Source organism: Soonwooa purpurea, from assembly GCF_053891095.1.
This window is the reverse complement of record NZ_JBSSMA010000008.1, coordinates 86324-106992: the sequence shown is the minus strand read 5'-3', so window position 1 is coordinate 106992 and position 20669 is coordinate 86324. Positions and strand designations below refer to the sequence as shown.

Annotated in this window: 19 protein-coding genes and 1 riboswitch; of the genes, 6 read left to right on the top strand and 13 right to left on the bottom strand. The window is 34.6% G+C overall.

The genetic code is table 11. From position 1 onward, the window contains the following. Nucleotides 1–39: 39 nt before the first annotated feature. The 7 genes from deoC to mutY form a co-directional block, all read right to left on the bottom strand. Nucleotides 40–786, bottom strand: a complete 747-nt coding sequence (deoC, locus tag ACVFVN_RS09235; RefSeq protein ID WP_456235047.1) for a deoxyribose-phosphate aldolase — start codon at nt 784–786, stop codon at nt 40–42. A 71-nt stretch (nt 787–857) separates the two neighbouring features. Then, nucleotides 858–1328 (bottom strand): Lrp/AsnC family transcriptional regulator, encoded by a 471-nt coding sequence (locus ACVFVN_RS09230; RefSeq protein ID WP_165133470.1) that lies wholly within the window; start codon nt 1326–1328, stop codon nt 858–860. A 332-nt stretch (nt 1329–1660) separates the two neighbouring features. Next, entirely contained in the window at nt 1661–2341 is a 681-nt protein-coding gene (trmD, locus tag ACVFVN_RS09225) for a tRNA (guanosine(37)-N1)-methyltransferase TrmD (RefSeq protein WP_456235018.1), read from the bottom strand. Beyond that, the gene (locus tag ACVFVN_RS09220) at nt 2341–3603 is read right to left on the bottom strand and encodes an NAD(P)/FAD-dependent oxidoreductase (RefSeq protein WP_456235017.1); all 1263 of its coding nucleotides are present in this window, start codon (nt 3601–3603) and stop codon (nt 2341–2343) included. Before ACVFVN_RS09220 ends, trmD begins: the two co-directional genes overlap by 1 nt. Nucleotides 3604–3737: 134 nt before the next feature. Next, a complete protein-coding gene (locus ACVFVN_RS09215) occupies nt 3738–4772 on the bottom strand; it encodes a YncE family protein (RefSeq protein WP_456235016.1) in 1035 nt (344 codons plus the stop codon). Nucleotides 4773–4783: 11 nt separating this feature from the next. Next, entirely contained in the window at nt 4784–6604 is a 1821-nt protein-coding gene (locus ACVFVN_RS09210) for a TonB-dependent receptor plug domain-containing protein (RefSeq protein ID WP_456235015.1), read from the bottom strand. 29 nt (nt 6605–6633) lie between these two features. Further along, nucleotides 6634–6818: riboswitch (cobalamin riboswitch) on the bottom strand. A gap of 25 nt (nt 6819–6843) precedes the next feature. Next, entirely contained in the window at nt 6844–7881 is a 1038-nt protein-coding gene (mutY, locus tag ACVFVN_RS09205) for an A/G-specific adenine glycosylase (RefSeq protein WP_456235014.1), read from the bottom strand. A gap of 46 nt (nt 7882–7927) precedes the next feature. On the opposite strand from mutY, the gene ACVFVN_RS09200 reads away from it, so the two are divergent. The 5 genes from ACVFVN_RS09200 to ACVFVN_RS09180 all read left to right on the top strand — a co-directional run bounded on the left by ACVFVN_RS09200 (nt 7928) and on the right by ACVFVN_RS09180 (nt 13258). Further along, a complete protein-coding gene (locus ACVFVN_RS09200) occupies nt 7928–8221 on the top strand; it encodes an HU family DNA-binding protein (RefSeq protein ID WP_165133488.1) in 294 nt (97 codons plus the stop codon). A 281-nt stretch (nt 8222–8502) separates the two neighbouring features. Further along, a complete protein-coding gene (locus ACVFVN_RS09195; protein ID WP_456235013.1) occupies nt 8503–10059 on the top strand; it encodes an Rne/Rng family ribonuclease in 1557 nt (518 codons plus the stop codon). A 134-nt stretch (nt 10060–10193) separates the two neighbouring features. After that, nucleotides 10194–11738: a T9SS response regulator signal transducer PorX gene (gene porX, locus ACVFVN_RS09190; RefSeq protein WP_456235012.1), complete on the top strand. Its 1545-nt coding sequence runs from the start codon at nt 10194–10196 to the stop codon at nt 11736–11738. A gap of 115 nt (nt 11739–11853) precedes the next feature. Then, complete coding sequence (locus ACVFVN_RS09185) at nt 11854–12615, top strand: exodeoxyribonuclease III (RefSeq protein ID WP_456235011.1); 762 nt, start codon at nt 11854–11856, stop codon at nt 12613–12615. A gap of 10 nt (nt 12616–12625) precedes the next feature. Then, the gene (locus ACVFVN_RS09180) at nt 12626–13258 is read left to right on the top strand and encodes a trimeric intracellular cation channel family protein (protein ID WP_456235010.1); all 633 of its coding nucleotides are present in this window, start codon (nt 12626–12628) and stop codon (nt 13256–13258) included. Between the two features lie 38 nt (nt 13259–13296). On the opposite strand, the gene ACVFVN_RS09175 is transcribed toward ACVFVN_RS09180, so the two are convergent. Continuing rightward, complete coding sequence (locus ACVFVN_RS09175; RefSeq protein WP_165133503.1) at nt 13297–13866, bottom strand: DUF2892 domain-containing protein; 570 nt, start codon at nt 13864–13866, stop codon at nt 13297–13299. Between the two features lie 114 nt (nt 13867–13980). Here ACVFVN_RS09175 and ACVFVN_RS09170 point away from each other — a divergent pair, with 114 nt between their 5' ends. Next, nucleotides 13981–14580, top strand: a complete 600-nt coding sequence (locus ACVFVN_RS09170; protein ID WP_456235009.1) for a hypothetical protein — start codon at nt 13981–13983, stop codon at nt 14578–14580. Between the two features lie 33 nt (nt 14581–14613). Here ACVFVN_RS09170 and ACVFVN_RS09165 read toward each other — a convergent pair whose 3' ends face one another. The 5 genes from ACVFVN_RS09165 to porK are packed head-to-tail and all read right to left on the bottom strand — an operon-like array spanning nt 14614 to nt 20644. Then, complete coding sequence (locus tag ACVFVN_RS09165; protein ID WP_456235008.1) at nt 14614–15642, bottom strand: NAD(P)/FAD-dependent oxidoreductase; 1029 nt, start codon at nt 15640–15642, stop codon at nt 14614–14616. A gap of 57 nt (nt 15643–15699) precedes the next feature. After that, nucleotides 15700–16809: a type IX secretion system ring subunit PorN/GldN gene (gene porN, locus ACVFVN_RS09160; protein WP_456235007.1), complete on the bottom strand. Its 1110-nt coding sequence runs from the start codon at nt 16807–16809 to the stop codon at nt 15700–15702. Nucleotides 16810–16864: 55 nt separating this feature from the next. Continuing rightward, nucleotides 16865–18439, bottom strand: a complete 1575-nt coding sequence (gene porM, locus ACVFVN_RS09155; RefSeq protein ID WP_456235006.1) for a type IX secretion system motor protein PorM/GldM — start codon at nt 18437–18439, stop codon at nt 16865–16867. A 49-nt stretch (nt 18440–18488) separates the two neighbouring features. After that, nucleotides 18489–19169: a type IX secretion system motor protein PorL/GldL gene (porL, locus tag ACVFVN_RS09150; RefSeq protein WP_165133515.1), complete on the bottom strand. Its 681-nt coding sequence runs from the start codon at nt 19167–19169 to the stop codon at nt 18489–18491. Nucleotides 19170–19216: 47 nt separating this feature from the next. Then, nucleotides 19217–20644: a T9SS ring complex lipoprotein PorK/GldK gene (gene porK / locus ACVFVN_RS09145; protein ID WP_165133518.1), complete on the bottom strand. Its 1428-nt coding sequence runs from the start codon at nt 20642–20644 to the stop codon at nt 19217–19219. Nucleotides 20645–20669: the final 25 nt, after the last annotated feature.

Here is a 20669-nt window from a genome sequence, read left to right as displayed (position 1 = left end):
TCGACTGAGGTTTTTTTGTGTATCAATTTTGTTAATCTTTTAATAAGAAGAATCTGAAGCTGTATCCTCTATTAATCCCAAAGCTGATGACGTTCCAATTCTTTTAACACCAAGATTAATCATCTTAACAGCATCTTCATGCGTTCTTACACCGCCTGCAGCTTTCACAGGTAATTCTCCTGCGTTATCTAGCATGATTTGGATTCCTTCGAAAGTTGCGCCATTTGGCTTCCCTGCTTCAGTTTGATAAAAACCTGTTGAAGATTTAACAAAGATATTTTTGAATTGTTCTGGCAAAAAGTTTTCTTGCGACCAAGACCAAATTTTGGCTGTTATATCAGCAATCTGAGCATCTGTCAAAGCTGCAATCTCGATAATCCATTTTGCAATTTTTCTGTTTTCTAAAGCCAATTGCGTGCACTTCAAAAACTCAGTTTTAACGAGCTCAAGATCTGCATTTTTAAAGGCTTCATAATTAATTACAAAATCCAACTCGTCCACACCATCAGCAATGGCTTTTTTAGCTTCCTCTAATTTTGAGTCTATAGAATATGTGCCTTCATGAAAACCGATAACAGTTCCTAATACAACATTCGCGTTTTTAGCATCGATATATTTTCTGATTTCCGCCACATAATCAGGACGAATCATCACTGCAAAAATTTTGTTCGCGATGGCTTCATCGGTTAATTCCTTAACTTTTTTAATAGTTTCTTCTTCTGAAAGCCCTGACTGTGCAGGTGTTTTAAGATATGTTGAGTCAAGATAATTTTTGATTTCCATAATATTAAATTTGAATTACAAAGATAAAAAAAGAGCGTCATTTTCTGCGCTCTTTGATTTTATAAAAAAGTATATTATACTTTCAATTGACGATTGATACTTTGTTCCAAAGAGATAAATGTTTCTGTTCTGGTAACGCCTTTCAAAGCCTGAATCTGATTGATGATATCCATTAAGTGATCATTATCACGACACAAAACTTTTAAAAACACCGTATAATTACCCGTTGTATAATGCGCCTCGATAATTTCGTTAATCTTCTGAAAAGCGTCAACAGCATCTTTGTAATGACTTGGTTTTTCTAAATAAACACCAATGTATGACACGACTTTGTAACCAACTTTTCGAGGATTAAGAAAAGAAATTGAATTTTCTATAACGCCAGCTTGTTCTAATTTTTTTATACGCTGATGCACCGCGGTGGTAGAAATACCAACATTTGTGGAGATCTGCGCCAAAGATGTTTTTGCATTATCCATCAACATGTAGATAATCTCCTTATCAACGCTGTCGAGTTGATAACCATAGTGTGTAGCATTTTTCATTATTATTAATTTTTACAAAACAGATGAAACTTTACGAATCTAATGTATATAAATTAAATATCTGTACAAATTTAATAAAAGCTCTTTCTAATAAATAGTCATCACTATCATTACATAAAATATTTACTAAAAAAAATGAGTTATCTTTAAAAAATAACTCAACCTAAAATTGCGATAAAACTTATAATAATTAAATATTTTTCGTTAACAATGGAGTAAATATACGATTTTCAAAAAATAATCACTTATAATTTTTAATTTAATACATAATAATCATTAATTTAAATTCATTATAAATCTTCAATTCAGGATTAATGAATACCGAGAAATAATTAATTATTTTCTAATAAATCTGGGCGACGTTCTGTTGTAATTCTCACAGCTTCATCATGGCGCCATTCTTCAATGGCTCCAAAATTACCACTTAATAAAACTTTTGGCACACCTAGACCTTTATAGACTTCTGGTCGTGTAAAAATAGGTGGCGACAAAAGATCATCCTGAAAACTATCTGTCAACGCACTTTGCTCATCATTGAGCACACCAGGCAAGAGCCTAATAACAGAATCTGCTAATACACAAGCCGCCAACTCGCCACCCGTCAAAACGTAATCACCAATAGAAATCTCTTGTGTGACATGTAAATCGCGAACACGGTGATCGATACCTTTATAATGCCCACAAAGAAAAATTAAATTCTCAAAAGTTGACAATCTATTAGCGATACGCTGTGTAAGAGTCGTTCCGTCTGGTGTTAAATATATGATTTCATCATAATTTCTTTCAGCTTTCAATTTAGAAATACACAAATCCAATGGTTCCACCATCATCACCATGCCTGCACCACCGCCATAAGGCGTATCATCTATTTGACGATGTTTATTAGTTGCAAAATCTCTTACATTGTGAAAATGAATTTCTGCTAAACCTTTTTCCATGGCACGTTTTAAAATTGAAGTTTGGAAAGGACTTTGCATCAATTCTGGAAGGACACTTATAATATCAATTCTCATTATTGTTCTGTTGAATTTTGATTTGAAGGGACAATGATTAAACGAAGGGATGAATCTTTATTAAAATAGCTCCACATCCAATTGAAAAATATTGCCAATTTGTTTCTGACACTTAGTATAAGCATCAAATGTAAGAACATCCAGAAATACCAAGCAAAAAAACCTTGAAATTTAAATTTAGGTAAATCTACAACTGCACGGTGTTTTCCGATGGTTGCCATAGAGCCAAGATCTTCGTACTCAAATTCTTTCCAATTGGAGATATTAGGTTTTAAAAGATTTTTTCCTAAATTTTTTCCTTGGTTAATAGCCACATTGGCAAGCTGTGGATGTCCTTGAGGGAATTTCGAGGTTTCCATATAGGCTATATCACCGATGGCAAAAATATTATCATAACCCAAAATACGATTATAACGATCCACTTTGTAACGGTTGCGGATAAGATTATCTTTGTTAAAATCCGAAATCACATTACCTGTTACACCAGCCGCCCAGATGACATTATTACTCGGAATTTGCTTTCCACTTTCGAAGAACACAACATCGCCATCATAAGCGGTCACACGCTCCTCGGTCATGAAAGTAACACCTAATTTTAGAAGATATTCTTCGGCTTTATTCTGGGATTCCACACTCATGGCTTCCAAAGGTTTTGCGCCAGAAGAAATCAAAATTATTTTGAGTTCATCAAAATTCATGTGAGGGTAGTCTCTCGGCAAAACTTCGCGTTTCATTTCCGCAAAAGCACCTGCTAATTCTACACCAGTAGCGCCGCTTCCGACAATTACGATATTCCAGTTGCCATCATCTGTGCGGGATTTTTCGATAATCATTTTTTCAAAAGTCAACAAAATGTGATTACGAATACTAATGGCTTCTTGCGTATTCTTCATTCCAAAAGTCAAATCCTCCATGACTTGATTTCCAAAAAAGTTGGTTTTACAGCCCGTTGCAATGATTAATTTATCGTACGTAAATGTACCTTCATCTGCAATAATTCTGTTTTCAGAAGGCACAATTTCTTTAATTTCGGTCATTCGGAATTGAATATTTTTTGACCTTTGAAATATTTTTCTGAATGGGAACGAAATATTAGAAGGCTCTATCCTACCGCTGGCAACCTGATAGAATAAGGGTTGAAACATGTGATGATTAACTTTATCAATAACCATGACTTTTTTGTCTGCTTTTCCGTTAAGCTGCTTGGCGAGTTGCAATCCCGCAAATCCGCCTCCTATTATTACAATTTTCTCCCTAATCATCGTTTAAAAATTTATACAAAAATACTTCATTTTTTCTGCTTTAAAGAATAGCAAAATTCATGCTTCAAAATTTGTACAATAAAAAAACGACAACCCATAAGTTGTCGTTCTATTAAATTTAATTTGACCTTAAATTAGTTTTTGTAAAAACCATTAACACCAATACCTCCATTGATTTTTCTAATTTCTGACCCAATGATTGAGTACACTGTAATTTCGCTTGGCGAGTTGAAGTCTTTAGCGTTCGCTGTGAAAATTTTCCCATCAATAACATTAAAACCATACAAAGTCCCATCATTCGATTGTGATGCAGAGAATAAATATTGCGGGATAACGTCGTTCAACGGAAGCGAATACACTTTGTTAGCTGAAGAAAAATAAGCAACATCATTGGCAATTTCCAAATTGCTAGCATCTGCAATCCCTTTTAATTTTATTTCTTTAGCAATGCTTGTTGCACCAGCGTTTATTCTATAAATATAAGAATCTACACCATCCGAGGTAATACTGTACACATTATCACCATAACCAATTGTTTTTTTGATATCACCATTCGGAACACTAATTGTGGTTTGGAAAGCATTATCTGAAGTTTTGATGATGCTAATTTTGTTACCATAACCAAAACTAGCATTTTGCACATAGACTTTATCACCAGCTACAACGACACGTTCTGCAACATCTTCAATATTAATTTTTTTAACAAAACTAAAATCACTTAACTTATATACAGCCACATATTTCTCTCCTAAATATGCATCATTTGTGATATAAATGTAATCTTTAGAAAAAGCGACATATCTCGGATTATTGATATTTGTCGAAATTGTTGTCATTTTTTTGAAAGAATAACGATTAACAACTTCAACTTTATTGGAATTATTGACTACCAAAAAAGCTTTATCATCTTTAACAGCAATTGTCTGTAAAACATCGCCTAAAACTTGGTTGTCATTATTCAGGGCATAGATATTCTGCGCAACTTGCGACAAATCAGAAGAAATATAAGACACTTCCGCTTGATTTTTATTGTACCCACCTTCTACACTTACCAAAACGCCACCTTCGTAAGCGCCGTTGTCAACGATGACTTCTTGATCATCTTTACAAGCTGTCATAAACAGCAAACTTGCGGCAAACATGCTCGCTAGCAAACTTCTGATTTTCATAATAACTATTTTTAAAAATTAAAATTCATATTAACGGCATAATTGCGCTTCGGCATCCAATAGCCATAGACTGTTCTGTACACTTCTGATGTCAGATTATTAACTTTAAATCCAAGTTTCAACGATTTCAAAACGGAAATATCCAAACCAAGATTAATAACATAAAACGAATCCATCGTGTACATCTTTGACTCATCTGCATCACTGAAAATTTTGGAATTCCAAATGGTTTGCAAATGTAATCCTATCCTTTTATAACTAAAATCCGCGCCCAAATTAATTTTATGAAAAGGTACATAGGGCAATTGTTTTTTTCGTGCCTGATCTTCCGATTTTGTATAAGCATAAGAGAAAAATGTGCGATAACTAAAATCTTCAAACTTCTGCTCGGCGCCCAATTGTGCTTCAATCCCCATAGATTTCACACGTTCGGTATTTTCTGCCTGAAAAATTCCGTTTGCACCAGGAATCCAACGTATCATATCTTTGATATCCATAAAATATGGCGTCACACTTGCATGTAAAAACTTCCATTTTAGTTCTTGTGAAAACTCAAATTGCAACGAAGTTTCCGGCTTTAAACTTGGATTTCCTCCAGGCTCCCAATACAAATCATTGAAAGTTGGCGCTCGAAAATTCTTTGATGCACTAATTTTGACATTATAAAAATCCGAAGCTTTATAATGTCCTGCCGCGGAAAACAAAAACGGACTGCTGACATGTTCTACAAATTCCTTTTTAATACCAACTTCCCAATCAAAATTTTTGATGTTATAATTTCTGTACAACAAAGCTGCAAAACCTTGATGGCGAGAAACATTGCTAATTCCAGTTTCAAAACCAAGCGCTTCAATTTTACTAACTTCAGCTAAAAAATTGATTTCCGAATCAGAATTAATTTTAAAATTAAAATCGTTTTTAATTAAATATTGTTTGGTTCCGCCGCCAGATTTTGTGGAAGGGATTTTAGAATTCATAAAATACTGATAATCATCCGTGAGATAGGCCACTTTCACATCATTATTTATTTTCAAGGTTTTCAACTTCCAACCAGCAAGACTTCGAAAAGTTTGACTCAAATATTTACTTGGCGTGGAAAACTCAGACAACAAAGGATAATTTTGTTCCGCATCAAAAATCTGACTTTGTGAGTAGATTTCGTTGTGGTGATCTAGTCGTAGCGCAAAACCGAGGTTAATTCCCGTATTTTTATATTTTGCATTTCTATTGACATAATATTGTTCTTCAACCTCAAAATCATTATCACTTTGATTATGATTTACAGAAAACTGAACACTCAATTTATCATTGCTATAATTAGTTTTTAATAATGAATTAAATGTCCCGTAGGAAGCATATTCTGCAAAGATTTGATTTTTAAATCCTTTGTTATATGAAAACAAATTGTTGAGATGTATCGAGCCGCCAATCGCTCCAGAACCATACAAAATACTTCCGCCACCGTATTTAATCGCAATATTATCATAGCCTAATAGACTTATATTATTAACATCACCTTGACCTAAAAACTGAGAATTAATATTAATGCCATTCCAGACAAAAGCGGTTTGTTGCGCGGTAGTTCCACGAAAAGAAGGCGAAGACACCATTCCGCGCCCATTTTCTTTAATATAAACTGGCGTTTGAAAACTTAAAAATTCTGAAAGCGATGTTGCATTCTTGAGGATCTCATCGGATTTCACAATTTGGATTTTGGAAAATTGTTCTGCTTTGGGAAGTTGCTGATCGATAAAAACAGTGTCAATAACTGCTTCTTGCGCAAAACTTACTACCGAAAAAAAGAACGAAAAAGAAAAATATAAATGCTTCATACCAACCGCTTTTCTCCCGAAAGCCTCATTATTTTTTGTTAATATTGGCAGGTCTCCTGACTTTCGCAGATGGCATCCCTTCTCGTGTTAACAATGGTTAATGATGACATCTTTTGTTCGCGAATTACAGTTGCGGGGACAGTTGAAGACTCACACTTCATTCCCTTTTAATTTCGAAATATGATTTTCGAAAACCAATAATGCAAAAATAAATAAAGTTTTTCTTTTAAATCAAATGATTATGAAAAATATTTCACATAAAAATCATGAAGCGGTTTTGGAAACGATTTTTGATCGGCTTCATCTTTTGTTAAACTTAAAAAAACAAATTCTTTTTTTAAATTTTCAAAATCAGAAAAATCTGGAATATTAATTTTAAATATTGAAATTTCTAAGTTACGATGCGTCAACTTATGCCGAATTAATTTTTCGCTTTCAACTTCATGGGGAAAATCACTCAGATCAATATTTTTTGGGAACTCAAACAATTTTTTCCATATATCGGAAGTATCCCGTTGCTTGACCAAAAATTGATTATCGTGATGAATAAATTGATATGTCAATGTCAAATTTTCGACTTTCGTTTTCTTCAATTTAACTGGGAATTGTTCGATTTCCCCAACCGCAAAAGCGCGACAATCTTCCTGCAAAGGACAATCACCACACATAGGATTTTTAGGCTTACATATTGCGGATCCTAGATCCATCATGGCTTGATTGAAACAACCAGGATTATCGTCTGGCATAATCAATTCCGCCAACTGAGAAAAATATTGTGATGCTTTAGAATTAGAAATATCAAAATCGTCAGCAAATAGCCGCGACAAAACTCTGTAAAAATTACCATCTACTGCAGGGATTTTTTCTTCAAAAGCAATGCTGGCGATTGCTGCAGCCGTATATTTCCCAACGCCTTTTAATTTTAAAAGCTGAGAATATTGATTGGGAAATTCGGAGTCATAATCATTTATAATTTGTTTTGCAGCTTTGTGAAGATTAAGCGCTCTCGAGTAATAACCTAAGCCTTTCCAATACAACAAAACCTCCTCTTCATCGGCATTTGCAAGGCTTTGCACGTTGGGAAACCGCGCTACAAAATTAATATAATGCTGAAGTCCTTGTTTCACTTGCGTCTGTTGAAGGACAATTTCGCTGATCCATATATTATAAGGATTTGTATTTTTGCGCCATGGCAAGTCTCTTTTATTAGTATGATACCATATAAGTAGCTTACTGCCAATATAAAGAAAGTCAGTCTTTTGTTTGTAAGTTTTCAAAAATATGTTTTATATTTGCACACCAAAAATATAAACAAAAAAGGAAATGACAAAGGCAGAATTGGTAAACATCATCTCAAATAAATTAGGCGTAGAAAAAAATGATACTCAGAAAGTTATCGAGGCATTTATGCAAGAGATAAGAACATCAATGTATAACGGAGATAATGTTTATCTAAGAGGTTTTGGATCATTCGTTATTAAGACTAGAGCAGCAAAAACGGGAAGAAACATTTCTAAAAATGTTGCAATTGAAATACCGGCACACAATATTCCGGCATTCAAACCATCGAAAACTTTTGTTGAAAAAGTAAAAACAAAAGTAGCAATAAAGAACTAATTAATTTAATATTAACACATAATAAAATTTCTAAATTATGCCAAGCGGAAAGAAAAGAAAAAGACACAAGGTTGCGACCCACAAAAGAAAGAAAAGAAGAAGACAAAACAGACACAAGAAGAAGAAATAGTCTTCTCGGAAAGTCATATACATATAAATATAGTTGGTGTTTTTCGCCGACTATATTTTGTTTTCTGTATATGCCAACAACAACGCCATAAAGATGGCATAATATTGACTATTGATGTCTTTCGTAAAAGGCAATTATTAAATAAGAATTTATGAAGAAAGAATTAATCATTTCGCATGAGAATGATTCTTCACAGATTGCCCTGTTAGAAGACGGTAGATTGTTCGAACTCCACGAGCTCGAATCAGATTCTGATTTCGTCGTTGGAGATTTATTCCTTGGAAAAATAAAAAAACTGGCTCCCAACCTTAATGCCGCTTTTGTCAACATCGGATACGGCAAAGACGCTTTTTTGCATTATCAAGATTTGGGACCACAATTTTTATCCTATCAAAAATTTTTGAAGGATAGTATTGCAAAAAGGCAAAACACTTCTAAACTGAAGGATTTTGCGGTACAAAAAAGCATTGACAAAAATGGCACTATTGACAAAGTTGCCACCGCTGGAGATCTTGTTCTTATCCAAATCACCAAAGAACCTATTTCAACAAAAGGGCCTCGTATATCGACACAGATATCATTAACAGGTAGATTTTTGGTATTAATTCCATTTGATAATAAAATTTCGTTATCAAAAAAAATAAAAGATTCAGCAGAAAAAGAAAGACTTAGGACTTTAATAGAAAGCATACGCCCAGAAGGTTTCGGGGTTATTATCAGAACGGTTGCAGAAGGCAAAAAAGTTGCGGAACTGCATAATGATATGAATCAGCTGATCCAAAAATGGGAAGATTGTTTTAAAAACATTCAGAAAAATAAAGTTCCTAGCAAAGTCCTTAGCGAGGAGGACAAAGCATCATCTATATTAAGAGACAACTTTAATCAGGATTTTGTCAGCATCATCTGTGATGACGAGGCTATGGTGCGCGATATGAAAAACTATCTGGAAGTTATCTCGCCGGAAACTAAAAACATTGTTCAGTATTACGATTCTCACATTCCACTTTTAGAATATTATAATGTTGAGAAACAACTAAAGCAAAGCTTCGGGAAAAATGTCAATATCCCGAGTTCTAAAGGTGCTTATCTTGTTATAGAGCATACAGAAGCGCTTCACGTTGTAGACGTCAATTCTGGAAACAATATTTCGTCCGCTGCAACTAACAAATCGCACGCTCTTAATGTTAACAAAATGGCTGCGACAGAGATTGCACGACAACTAAGATTAAGAGATATGGGAGGCATCATCGTCATTGATTTTATTGACATGATAGACCCAGAACATCGTAAAGAATTATATGAGCATTTCCGAGAAGAGCTCAAACGTGATAAGGCAAAACATAAAGTCTTACCACCAAGTAAATTCGGGCTTATCCAGATGACAAGACAAAGGGTACGTCCAGAAAAATATATTGAAACCAAGGAAGAAAATCCGAATAAACACGGAGAAATTGCTGCGCCAATCGTTATTGTGGAGCGCCTAGAAGAATCTATCAGAAACATTATCCAAAAGGAAAAGGGCAAAGTGTATCTCCACGTCCATCCATTCGTAGAAGCTTACCTTACCAAAGGGCTTATGAGCATCCAAAACAGATGGTTCTTGAGATACAAAAAATGGGTAACCATTATCCCACGAGATTCATTCAAGTACTTAGAATTCAAGCTCGTCAATTCACAAAAAGAAGAATTGATGTCTTATTCCAACTAAAACTCAGACCAAGTCTGAGTTTTTCTTTTGCATACATTAACTTATTTTAACGATAAACAAAGGCTTTTTAATTTAAACTTAAGAGATTTTGGTCGTAATTTTGATGTAAACCGAATACAAAATATAAACAACCTATGTCAGAGAAAATTTTATGGATAGATGATGAAGTTGATTTGCTAAAACCGCACATTGTGTTTTTAGAAAGTAAAGGCTACAGCGTCACCCCAGTTAACAATGTTAATGAAGCTTTAGAACTTATAGAAAAAGAAAAATTTCAGCTGACATTATTAGACGAAAACATGCCAGGCATTTCTGGATTGGAAGCCATTCCCATGATAAAAGACAAAGATAGCAGTCTCAAAATCGTTATGGTAACCAAGAGCGAGGAAGAACACATTATGGAACAAGCCATTGGCTCTCAAATCGCCGATTATATTCTAAAACCCGTTAATCCCAACCAAGTTTTATTGTCATTAAAAAAAAATCTGCAAAGCGAGAATCTTGTAGAACAAAGAACCATTTCTGAATATCAGCAAGAATTCCGAAACTTGAGTATGGAGCTTTCTTATCTTAGAACTTTCCAGGATTGGGCAGAGCATTACAAGAAAATATTGAATTGGGAAATCAAATTCGATAAGGTTTTTGATAGTGAATTTGCAGATCTTTTGCAATCTCAAAAAGAAGAAGCCAACATTCAGTTTTCAAAATTTATTGAAAAAAATTACGAAGATTGGCTCTATGACCAAGACAAACCAATCATGAGTCATACGCTTTTCAAAGATAAAGTAAAGCCAGAACTTGTTAACGACAAAGTCTTGTTATTGATGGTTGACAACTTGCGTTATGACCAATGGAAAGTTATAGAACCACTTTTCACCAAGTTTTATAACAAAACCTCGGAGGATTATTATTTCTCAATTCTTCCAACGGCGACACAATATGCGCGAAATGCCTTCTTCGCAGGACTTATGCCATCCGAAATTGAAAAACGTTTTCCTGATAAATGGTTTAACGATAACGAAGAAGGCAATAAAAATGAGCATGAAAGAGAGTTTCTGGAAGACCAAATGAAACGTCTCGGTTTGTCATCAAAATCGATGAAGTATTTAAAAATATTAAACGCTGACTTCGAGAGAAAAATCCTTGATGATTTTAACCAACACAAAAACAACGACCTTTTGGTAATCGTTTACAACTTTATCGACATCCTTTCCCACGCAAAAACGGATAACAATATTGTTGACCAATTAATTCGTGATGACAAAACTTTCAGGTCGCTAACTTACAATTGGTTTGAGAATTCTTCGCTTTTAAAAATTATAAAAACAGCTGCAGAAAATGGGTTCAAACTTGTTATAACAACAGATCACGGCACTGTATATGTCAAAAAACCGAGTAAAGTTGTCGGCGACCGCGAGACATCCACCAATATCCGTTACAAAACAGGCCGTAGTTTGACCTACGATGACAGCGATGTATGGGCAGTTAATAATCCGGAAAAACTTTTCCTTCCAAAAGGAAATTTAAGTTCAAAATATATTTTTGCTAAGAATAACATCTTCTTGGCTTATCCCAAAAATTATAATCATTTTGTTAACTATTACAAAGAAACCTATCAACATGGTGGAATTTCGCTAGAAGAAATGATTATTCCGATAAGTATTTTAGAACCCAAATAATTTTTTCATAGTTTATTTAAATTTGGGTACTTGGCGGAAAAAATCAAGGATTTTTTCCGCCTTTTTATTTTTTTTAAAATCGAATAAAAGATATTTTTGCCTTTAAATGGACACTATGAAAATTATCTCCTATAACGTTAACGGAATACGCGCAGCTTTCACCAAAGATTTTATCGGATGGCTAACTTTGGCAAATCCAGATATCATTTGTATCCAAGAAAGTAAAGCCGGAAATGACCAAATAGACATCGATAGTTTCGAAAAAGCAGGTTATCATAGTTATTGGCATTCTGCTGTCAAAAAAGGTTATAGCGGCGTTGGTATCGCTTCGAAAATAAAACCTAAGCATGTTGTCTATGGCTGTGGCATCGAAAGCTTTGACAACGAAGGACGAATTATCCGTGCAGATTTTGATGATTTTTCGGTAATTTCGGTTTATGTTCCGTCTGCCTCGAATATCGACCGACTGGAGTTCAAGATGCAGTTCTGCTATGATTTTTTAAATTATATTAAAGAATTAAAAAAAACGATTCCCAATCTTATAATTTCTGGAGATTATAATATCTGTCACGAAGCGATTGACATCCATGATCCTATTAGACTGGCGAATGTTTCTGGATTTTTACCAATGGAGCGCGAATGGATGACCAAGTTTATGGACGAATGTGAGCTCATTGATAGTTTTAGATTTTTCAATAATCAACCCGATCAATATTCATGGTGGAGTTATAGAGCCGCTTCGCGCGAGCGAAATAAAGGTTGGCGTATCGATTATAATATGGTATCCAAAACTTTGGAATCAAGACTATCACGCGCTTTGATTTTACCAGAAGTGAAACATTCTGACCATTGTCCTGTTGTTGTCGAACTGAAATAATACATGTACTTTGCACGAACAATTTAATTTTTTAATAGAAGTTTTAGGAACAATTGCCTTTGCGATGTCTGGAAGTTTTGCGGCCATGCAAAAGCGACTTGATCCTTTTGGCGTTCTTATTATAGCCTTTATCACATCTGTTGGCGGTGGTACCGTACGGGATTTGTTATTGGACGTCCCTGTTTTTTGGATGCACGATTTGCGCATGTGTACATTGATTTTGATAACCAGTATTTTTTCCATGATTTTTAAATCTCTTGAAAAAAACTTCCAGGTCACCTTATTTATATTTGATAGCTTTGGGCTCGGACTATTCACAATCATCGGGGTACAAAAAGGATTAACAGCAGAACTTCATCCTATGATTTGTATTATTCTAGGTACTATTACAGGCTGTTTTGGTGGAATTATTCGGGATATTTTATTGAATCGTATTCCGCTTATTTTTAGAAAAGAAATCTATGCAACCGCTTGTATTATTGGTGGCGCCGTATTTTTGATTCTTGCAACTTACACCAATCTTTCATATACTTTTGTACAGATATTAACCATTCTATTAATTGTAGCCATAAGAACTTTCGCTGTCAAATACCATTGGCAAATACCGAAATTTTACGATACACCCAACAATTCTGAAATGTAAAATAAAAAAGGTTCGATATGATATCGAACCTTTATATTTTAGTGAAACTTTCCTCGTTGTCTCATATTAGGATTGTGCATATGCTTCTGCATCGAAGGCATTTTTAGTTGTTCCTTCATCATTTTTATTTGATCGGTCATCATACCTGCAGAATCTAATCTTTTTGCTTCTTCTAGTAATTTCTGAGCTTCTTGTCTTTTACCTTTAGACAAAGCACCTGCAGCTAAGTTAAGCGTTGCCATAGCGCGATCGTGTTTCATATTCAAGCCATAATCCAATGCTTTTTTCATTAAAGCTTCGGTCTTTGCAGGATTATTATCTTGCGCAGTGGTTAATCCGATTAAATAATGATAATATCCATATTGGCTTTTGTGAAGCTCTTTTTCAAAGCTTTTAATTCTTGACAAATGCTTGTAAGCGCCTTCAAAATTTTGCTTTCTTAACTGCCAAAATGCTAATAGAATGTTTTCATTTTTAAAAAATAAAAGAATCGGAAGCGAGGACAAAATAACCAAAACAATTCCCCAACCAATATTTCTATTGAACATGAGATATATTCCTAAGCCAATGAGTACAGCTGCTATTACAAATTTAATATACTTATTCATTCTAAAATTTTACCTTGCAAAGATAAACAATGTAAAAGAAATTACAGAATGCTAACTATAGATAAAGTGCAAATATCAAGAAATATTCTATATTTAATCCACTAAACAATCAGAATGAAAAATTTACAATATCCACTCGAGTTTAAATTTAAAATAACAACTTTGTCCAGTGACTTCACAATTACAGATCAATCTGGACAAATACAAGCTTATGCAAGGCAAAAACTATTTAAGTTTAAGGAAAGTGTACAAATCTATGAAAGCGATGCCAAACGTGACGTTTTGTATAACATCAATGCTAACCAATGGATTGATTTCAATGCGTCATATTCGATTACAGAACCTCGAACAGGAACAGAACTAGGGAAAGTTGCGCGAAAAGGCATGCGCTCTTTTTGGCGAGCAACCTACGAAATCTTTGACAACAATGGTCAAAAGTTGTTTACAATTACGGAAGAAAATCCGTGGGTGAAAATGTGGGATTCTTTCGTTGGTGAATTACCGATAATAGGCATGTTTACAGGTTATTTTCTCAATCCTGCTTATATCATTAAAGATCCAAATAACCAAATAATTTTCAGGCTCAAAAAAACACCTTCTTTGTTGGGGCGACGCTTTGAACTCGACAGACTCATTGATATTCCTGATGAACAAGAAACGCTTTGTGCATTGAGTCTTATGATGATGATTTTGCTGGAACGTGGGAGAGGTTAAAAATAAAAAGCGGCAAGAATTTGTCGCTTTTATTTACTTAAATCTTTTGATATCAACTTCTGGAAAAATAGGAGTTCCATGTTCAATATGCTCAAAGAGCTGTTTTGCAAAGTAATTGGAATTCATAACGCCACGTGCACCCATTCCATTTAAAATAAACATATTTTGGTGTTTGTGATGGGATCCAACTATCGGTCGACGATCAGGAACAACGGCACGAAATGCCACATTGACTTCTTCGATGTTATAAGATTTATCAAAAATTTCTTCTAAACCTGCTTTTAATTTGTTAACTGAATCTTGGTTGATTTCCGAGCTCGTTTCGTCCCGTTCATAAGTTCCACCAACAAAAAAATGATTTTTAAAAGTATTAAACAAGAAGAATTTCTTTTTAATAATATAAGGATCGATGTCCGTGTCAGAAGAAATTACCATCGAATGGCCACGATTGCCTTTCACAGGAATGTCGGAAAAAAAGGGATTCTTGTTAACATGAACACCTTCACAAAAAACAATATTTTCAAATTCTAAATCTTTGTAAGTCTTATTTTGGATATCAAGATCCTCAAACGCAAAACTTTCTTTAAGAATCAGATGATGTTCTTCAAAATATTCATAAAAAGCGTTGAAAAAAGATGGGACGTTAATTCTAAGGCTGTGATTTACCTTAGCTGACAAAAACTCATTTTTAACGGATTTTAATTTAATTAAATCTGTATTTAAGAATTCCTTTAAATCGTCTTTATTGGATTTTTTCAGCCAAAGTTCTTGCTCGGTTTTATCATGAAAAATCCGAACAAGATGTTCGTTAATTACAAAATTTTCGCCGAGATAAGATTTTATTTCTTTAAAATTATCAAGGACAGCATCAATCTCATTCTGCGCATTCCAAACACTTGTAAAACGTTTTAATACAACAGGATTACAAACGCCTGCAGAGATTTCGGATGCCGATTTTCTCCCATCTGTTATAATAACAAATGACTTCTTATGTTTAATAAGTTGGTGCGCAAACATGAGTCCTGCATAACCGCCACCAACAATGATATAATCTAACTTCATAAATAAAAAAACCTGAGTAAAGATACTCAGGTTTTGTGTATAGGAACGAATATTTTTCTAATAATTCCAAAGGTCATTTTCCATTTGCAGGATTTGAGCCTTAATTCTGTCGCTTTCGTCTAGTTGACCATCAGCATCTTCTGGCACGTAATCGTCGATTATACCACTACCGCCTCTACCTTGACCATTGTCTGACTTGTAAATGATTGAAGAAAATCTTCTCGCATTAAGCACGTCATCAAAAGTAATATCAGAACTTGTATTTTTAGAATTAAAAATATAATTGCTTGTTAATACTTTTCTAGCATCTGGATAGAAAATCCAAAATAAGTCGATAGAATCGGGTGTAGCAGCTTCTGGCGTAATACCACTCTCTATTTGAGAACTTGCAATAGAAGCTTGCGCTTTTGCACCATTCAGGTCGGGACCCATTGCACAAAGACCCAGAAGTCTATATTTAAGCTGTGTATCACGTTTGTCGATATACCATTGTCCCATAATTTTCAACAACTTTACATTTTCTGTACTTGTTTTAATCTGGTCAACGTTTGCCACGATATCATTTTGAGTTACTCTAAAGTGACTTCCATCTAATTTAACAATAACGTTGTCTTTGTTATCTTTATAGACATCTTGTAATCTTGCACCGTAATAACCTTTCAGCGCGTTGATACTTTTGTCCTCTTCATTGATTACAGATTTGTAACCTTTTAAAGATTTTGTAACCGCTTTATCATCGATTTTGCCTTCGTTCATCAGTTGAACAAAATAGTTATCAACGTTAATAGCGGAAGTCGAAGCGGCAATTCCTTCTGGTGTTAATCTCGTTGTAAAATTCTCATCAGAATATACTTCTTCAATTTTACCAGAAGTCACAGCATCGATCAAAATCTGATACAAAGAATGATTTTGAGATACAAGACCATCATTATTGTGGTAGAATGGTTGGTTGATTTTATCATTCATATCAATGATTTCCCATACAACCATACTTTTAAGAACATCTTTATCCTCTATAAAGCCATATTTAATAGGTGCAGCCACGCTGTCTTTTCTAGCTTCGCGCTCTTCACGAAACTTTTCTGGCGATGTTGCATTAAGTACATTCGTCTGTGCAAAAGCAAATCCTGAGGATAATAATAGAAAATTTAAAACTATCTTTTTCATATAAATCATTAATATTGATTAAAAACCAATCAAATACTATTTTAAAATAACGTTTTTATTGAACATTTATTGCAATACCTGGAATGTTTTGAAGAACCTGTCCTCCTAATCCGGTTGCAGTAGCTTGGATATCGAATACAATTGCAATATCACCTGATCTAAGGCCTTTTGTTAAACCTTCGACAGCGCTAAGTGAACTACCATTAACTCTCATAGCTGCTTTTCCTGGAACTTTAAACATAAAGCTATTAACACTAAAGCTAACTGGGAAGTCGAAGTCTGGCATCGACACAGATACTGTTTGGTTAGGGATTGAACTTGCTGGCATTGCCACAACATTTTTACCTCTAATTTGTCCAACTGGTGGCGGTACATTCTTAACTCTAAATTTGAAAGGTTGAGAAATTGTTGCCCCTTTTGGATCTTTTCCAGAAATTGTTAAAGTCACTTCGTTTCCTGAAGAAGGTGTTACCGTCCATTTACCATTACCTCCACCAACAGAAGCACCAGAAGCAGAAAGTGAAATATTACCCGAAGCACCTAAGATAGATCCCGAAACAGGGTTAGGTAATCCTCTATATAAAACATTCATTTTATCAGCAGAAAGTAAAGCACCTTTTTGAGCTTTAAGTTCTTGTACGCCTGCGATTACATCATAAGTATGCTCGTATGGTAAAGAATGAACTTTTCCATTTTTATCAGTAAATTTAATTTCTCCTCTTAAAGCTTGTGGTCCAACCGCTCCAGCATTAAGGGTAGCGATACCTTGACCATTTTCTACTCTACTAACACCAGTAATTTCTAATCCTGGAATAGCACTAGCTCTTGTACCAATTGCCACTTTAACTTCTTGAGGTTGTCCTTGAAGAACTTGCTTTGGTCCTTGTACTAGAGCTTCATAAGCATCAAACTTGATATCTGCGTCCACTTTCTCTTGCAACATAGAAGAAATTGCATCAGACTGAAGATTTCTAGCTTCTGACTGGATAACTTCTAAGTTAGACAAAGCAGCAATCAAAGGCTGATTATAAAACTTATACTGAATCCAATTCTTTCCGCCTTGAGCTCTTTTATCTCCTTTCGCAAAATCAGGAACTAAAGTTTTAGAAGCTCTTTTTGCGATATCAGCAAATTGTTGGTTAGAAGCGAAAGTTGTGGTGATATAATTTCTTAGATCATCCATTTTCGTTTTTAACTCTGCAGCTGTTTTAGATGGATTCTTTTCATCTCCATCATTAAAAAATAATTTTGTTGCAGGCTCTGTGTTATTAAGTGCTGTGAAACTTTCTTCTGAAGGTAGTTCTGGGTTATACTCAGCTTCAGTACTCATTTTACTTTTTAATCCATCGATAAAACTAACAAGATCATCAGTCTTAGCTTCTAGTCCTTTGTATTGGTCTTGTAGAGGACCATACACTTCTGGAGAAGCTGTGGCTTTTGCTTGTAATGTTTTTTCGAAGATTTTGTCATTCTTTTCTTCCACCATAACTCTTGTATCAGTAAGAGACTGGTTGGTATCTTTATATGACCTGATGATTTCTTGGTCAATCTGCATCGCAAGCATTGCGATGAAAACCAAATACATCAGGTTAATCATCTTCTGACGAGGCGTCTGTTTTCCTTGTGCCATTCTTAAAAATTTTTAATAATTAAATAAAATAAATAAAATGTACTGGAAATTAAGACTTCATAGCAGACAACATTCCGCCATATACTCTATTAAGACTAGATAAGTTAGAAGTTAAACCTTGTAATTCTTCGTTGAATTTTTCAGATTGTGCTGCTGACTTCTGAATATCTTCAACATATTTTTTACTGAATTCTGACTGTTTTTTTCCGTGCTCTAATTGCAAAGCATAAAGCGCATTCATACTTTCTAAATGGCTAGCAGCAAGATTCATCTGCTCGTTATATTTTTGTGTTGAAGCAGATACGTCAACAGTTTGGTTGATTTGGTCAACAGAAGTTCCGAATTTTTCGATACCGCCTCTTAGTCTTTCAAATAAGTTAACGTCAAGTTTTGCGTCAGCAAGCATTTTGTCTAGTTTGTCTGACAAAGAAAGTTCTAAATCCTTGTTTTCAGCAATTTGATTAACAACTTTTCTTGATTTTCTTTCAGCAGATTCGTCTAATAATTCTGGATATACATTTTCCCAATGATAGTTTTCTTCAGTTTTTGGTGGATCAAATGCGAATACGATAAATACAATCGCTTCCATAATAAGCCCCGCAGCTAATGCAACGTTACCAGAAATAGGACCTAGACTCCAATGTGTCATTTTAAATAATGCACCCAAGATTACGATAGCTGCGCCAATAGAATAGAAGAAATTCATCTTGGCTTCTTTAGTTTTAAACATGCGTTTTAAAAAAATTTAAGTTAGTAATAGTTAGTTTATTTTCTTTGTTAGTTAGTCGCTTTCTTTTTGAATTTAGCAGAGCCAGCCGCAATATCTTGTACTGTTCTAAATCCAATATAACTTCTTGCAGAGTCTTTTCTTTCCCAGTCTCTATAACCTGTCATTAACAAATAACCTGCATCTTTCCAAGAACCACCTCTTACAGTTTTTTTAAGTTCTCTATAGGCTTGATTTGATAAATTTGGATTTAACGTAGAAGAAAATTGATAAGTCGAATTATTAAATGGTGATTCTGTCCATTCTGAAACGTTACCCGCCATATCGTAAAGACCGTAACCATTTCTTGGGAACTTTTTAACTGGAGCTGTATATACATAATCTCCTTTTTTATCATCTTCTATATAGTTACCTCTCTTCGGTTTGAAGTTTGCTAAATAACAACCTCTATCGTCTTGAAGATTCGGTCCTCCCCAGGGATATGCTCCATTTTCGATACCTCCTTTGGCTGCAAATTCCCATTCTGCTTCAGTTGGCAGACGGAAGTTCATAGGTTTTTGCTTTTTCTTTTTCAAGCTACTGTTGAAGTCTTTTTTAATTTTAGTTTTAAAATTACAAAAAGCTCTGGCTTGATCCCAAGTCACCCCAACAACAGGATAGTTTTTATAAGCTTGATGCCAAAAATATTGATCAAACAAGGGCTCATTATAAGCATAGTTAAAATCTCTTACCCATACGGTTGTATCTGGATAAACTTTAATACTTTCTTTTTTAAGATAAGAAGCATCTCTATTTTTATCTCTCACAGCAGAGGCTACATCTTCCCATTGGTAAGAATACTGAAGTTTGTTAGCATCTAATAATCTTTCGTTATTAATCCTTTTGTCGGGAGCGATATACATCGACTCTAAAACCTCTGCGTATTGTTCATCGGGATATGCTGAAGTATTCCAATGCAATGGAACATTCCAATCTAATTTTTTTGCTTCGCTGTAGCCATCTCTCCCGCCTTGCGATTCCAGATAAGTTTGATATGGTGTAACATCATCTCCTCCTTTCTGCGCAGCATAGGCATAATCTGAAATGCTAGCTCCAGTAGAGCTATCTGAGCCTCCTGTTCCAGCAGCTTCTGCTAAAAGTGTTCTTGCTATAGAGTCTCTCACATAGTTGATAAACTCTCTATACTCTCCGTTGGTCACCTCCGTTTCGTCCATAAAGAATGAAGACACTGTTACAGTTTTAGGATTAGCTTTTTCGGGCATCCCTGTAAAATCCATATCTGTCATACCCATAACATAAGATCCCCCTGGAATAGGAACCATTCCATAAGGTCTTTCAGCAGTAAAGGTTTTGGCTGTTTTTGAAGGGATTAACTCTCCTTTAGTTTTAGCTCCAGGTCTACCTGCGGATTTGCCACCCCCTTTGGAACATGAGATAACAACTGCAGAAGACAATAATATTAGAAATATCCTTTTCATTCTCTATTCAGAAATTAAGCGGTAA

Bases quoted from the DNA above. Each gene is read 5' to 3' on its own strand.
- ACVFVN_RS09200 (WP_165133488.1), top strand. From the start codon at position 7,928: ATGACAAAGGCAGAATTGGTAAACATCATCTCAAATAAATTAGGCGTA.
- ACVFVN_RS09175 (WP_165133503.1), bottom strand. From the start codon at position 13,866: ATGAATAAGTATATTAAATTTGTAATAGCAGCTGTACTCATTGGCTTA.
- ACVFVN_RS09165 (WP_456235008.1), bottom strand. From the start codon at position 15,642: ATGAAGTTAGATTATATCATTGTTGGTGGCGGTTATGCAGGACTCATG.
- porN (WP_456235007.1), bottom strand. From the start codon at position 16,809: ATGAAAAAGATAGTTTTAAATTTTCTATTATTATCCTCAGGATTTGCT.
- ACVFVN_RS09220 (WP_456235017.1), bottom strand. From the start codon at position 3,603: ATGATTAGGGAGAAAATTGTAATAATAGGAGGCGGATTTGCGGGATTG.
- porM (WP_456235006.1), bottom strand. From the start codon at position 18,439: ATGGCACAAGGAAAACAGACGCCTCGTCAGAAGATGATTAACCTGATG.
- porK (WP_165133518.1), bottom strand. From the start codon at position 20,644: ATGAAAAGGATATTTCTAATATTATTGTCTTCTGCAGTTGTTATCTCA.
- ACVFVN_RS09185 (WP_456235011.1), top strand. From the start codon at position 11,854: ATGAAAATTATCTCCTATAACGTTAACGGAATACGCGCAGCTTTCACC.
- ACVFVN_RS09195 (WP_456235013.1), top strand. From the start codon at position 8,503: ATGAAGAAAGAATTAATCATTTCGCATGAGAATGATTCTTCACAGATT.
- porL (WP_165133515.1), bottom strand. From the start codon at position 19,169: ATGTTTAAAACTAAAGAAGCCAAGATGAATTTCTTCTATTCTATTGGC.
- trmD (WP_456235018.1), bottom strand. From the start codon at position 2,341: ATGAGAATTGATATTATAAGTGTCCTTCCAGAATTGATGCAAAGTCCT.
- ACVFVN_RS09170 (WP_456235009.1), top strand. From the start codon at position 13,981: ATGAAAAATTTACAATATCCACTCGAGTTTAAATTTAAAATAACAACT.
- porX (WP_456235012.1), top strand. From the start codon at position 10,194: ATGTCAGAGAAAATTTTATGGATAGATGATGAAGTTGATTTGCTAAAA.
- ACVFVN_RS09230 (WP_165133470.1), bottom strand. From the start codon at position 1,328: ATGAAAAATGCTACACACTATGGTTATCAACTCGACAGCGTTGATAAG.
- ACVFVN_RS09210 (WP_456235015.1), bottom strand. From the start codon at position 6,604: ATGAAGCATTTATATTTTTCTTTTTCGTTCTTTTTTTCGGTAGTAAGT.
- ACVFVN_RS09215 (WP_456235016.1), bottom strand. From the start codon at position 4,772: ATGAAAATCAGAAGTTTGCTAGCGAGCATGTTTGCCGCAAGTTTGCTG.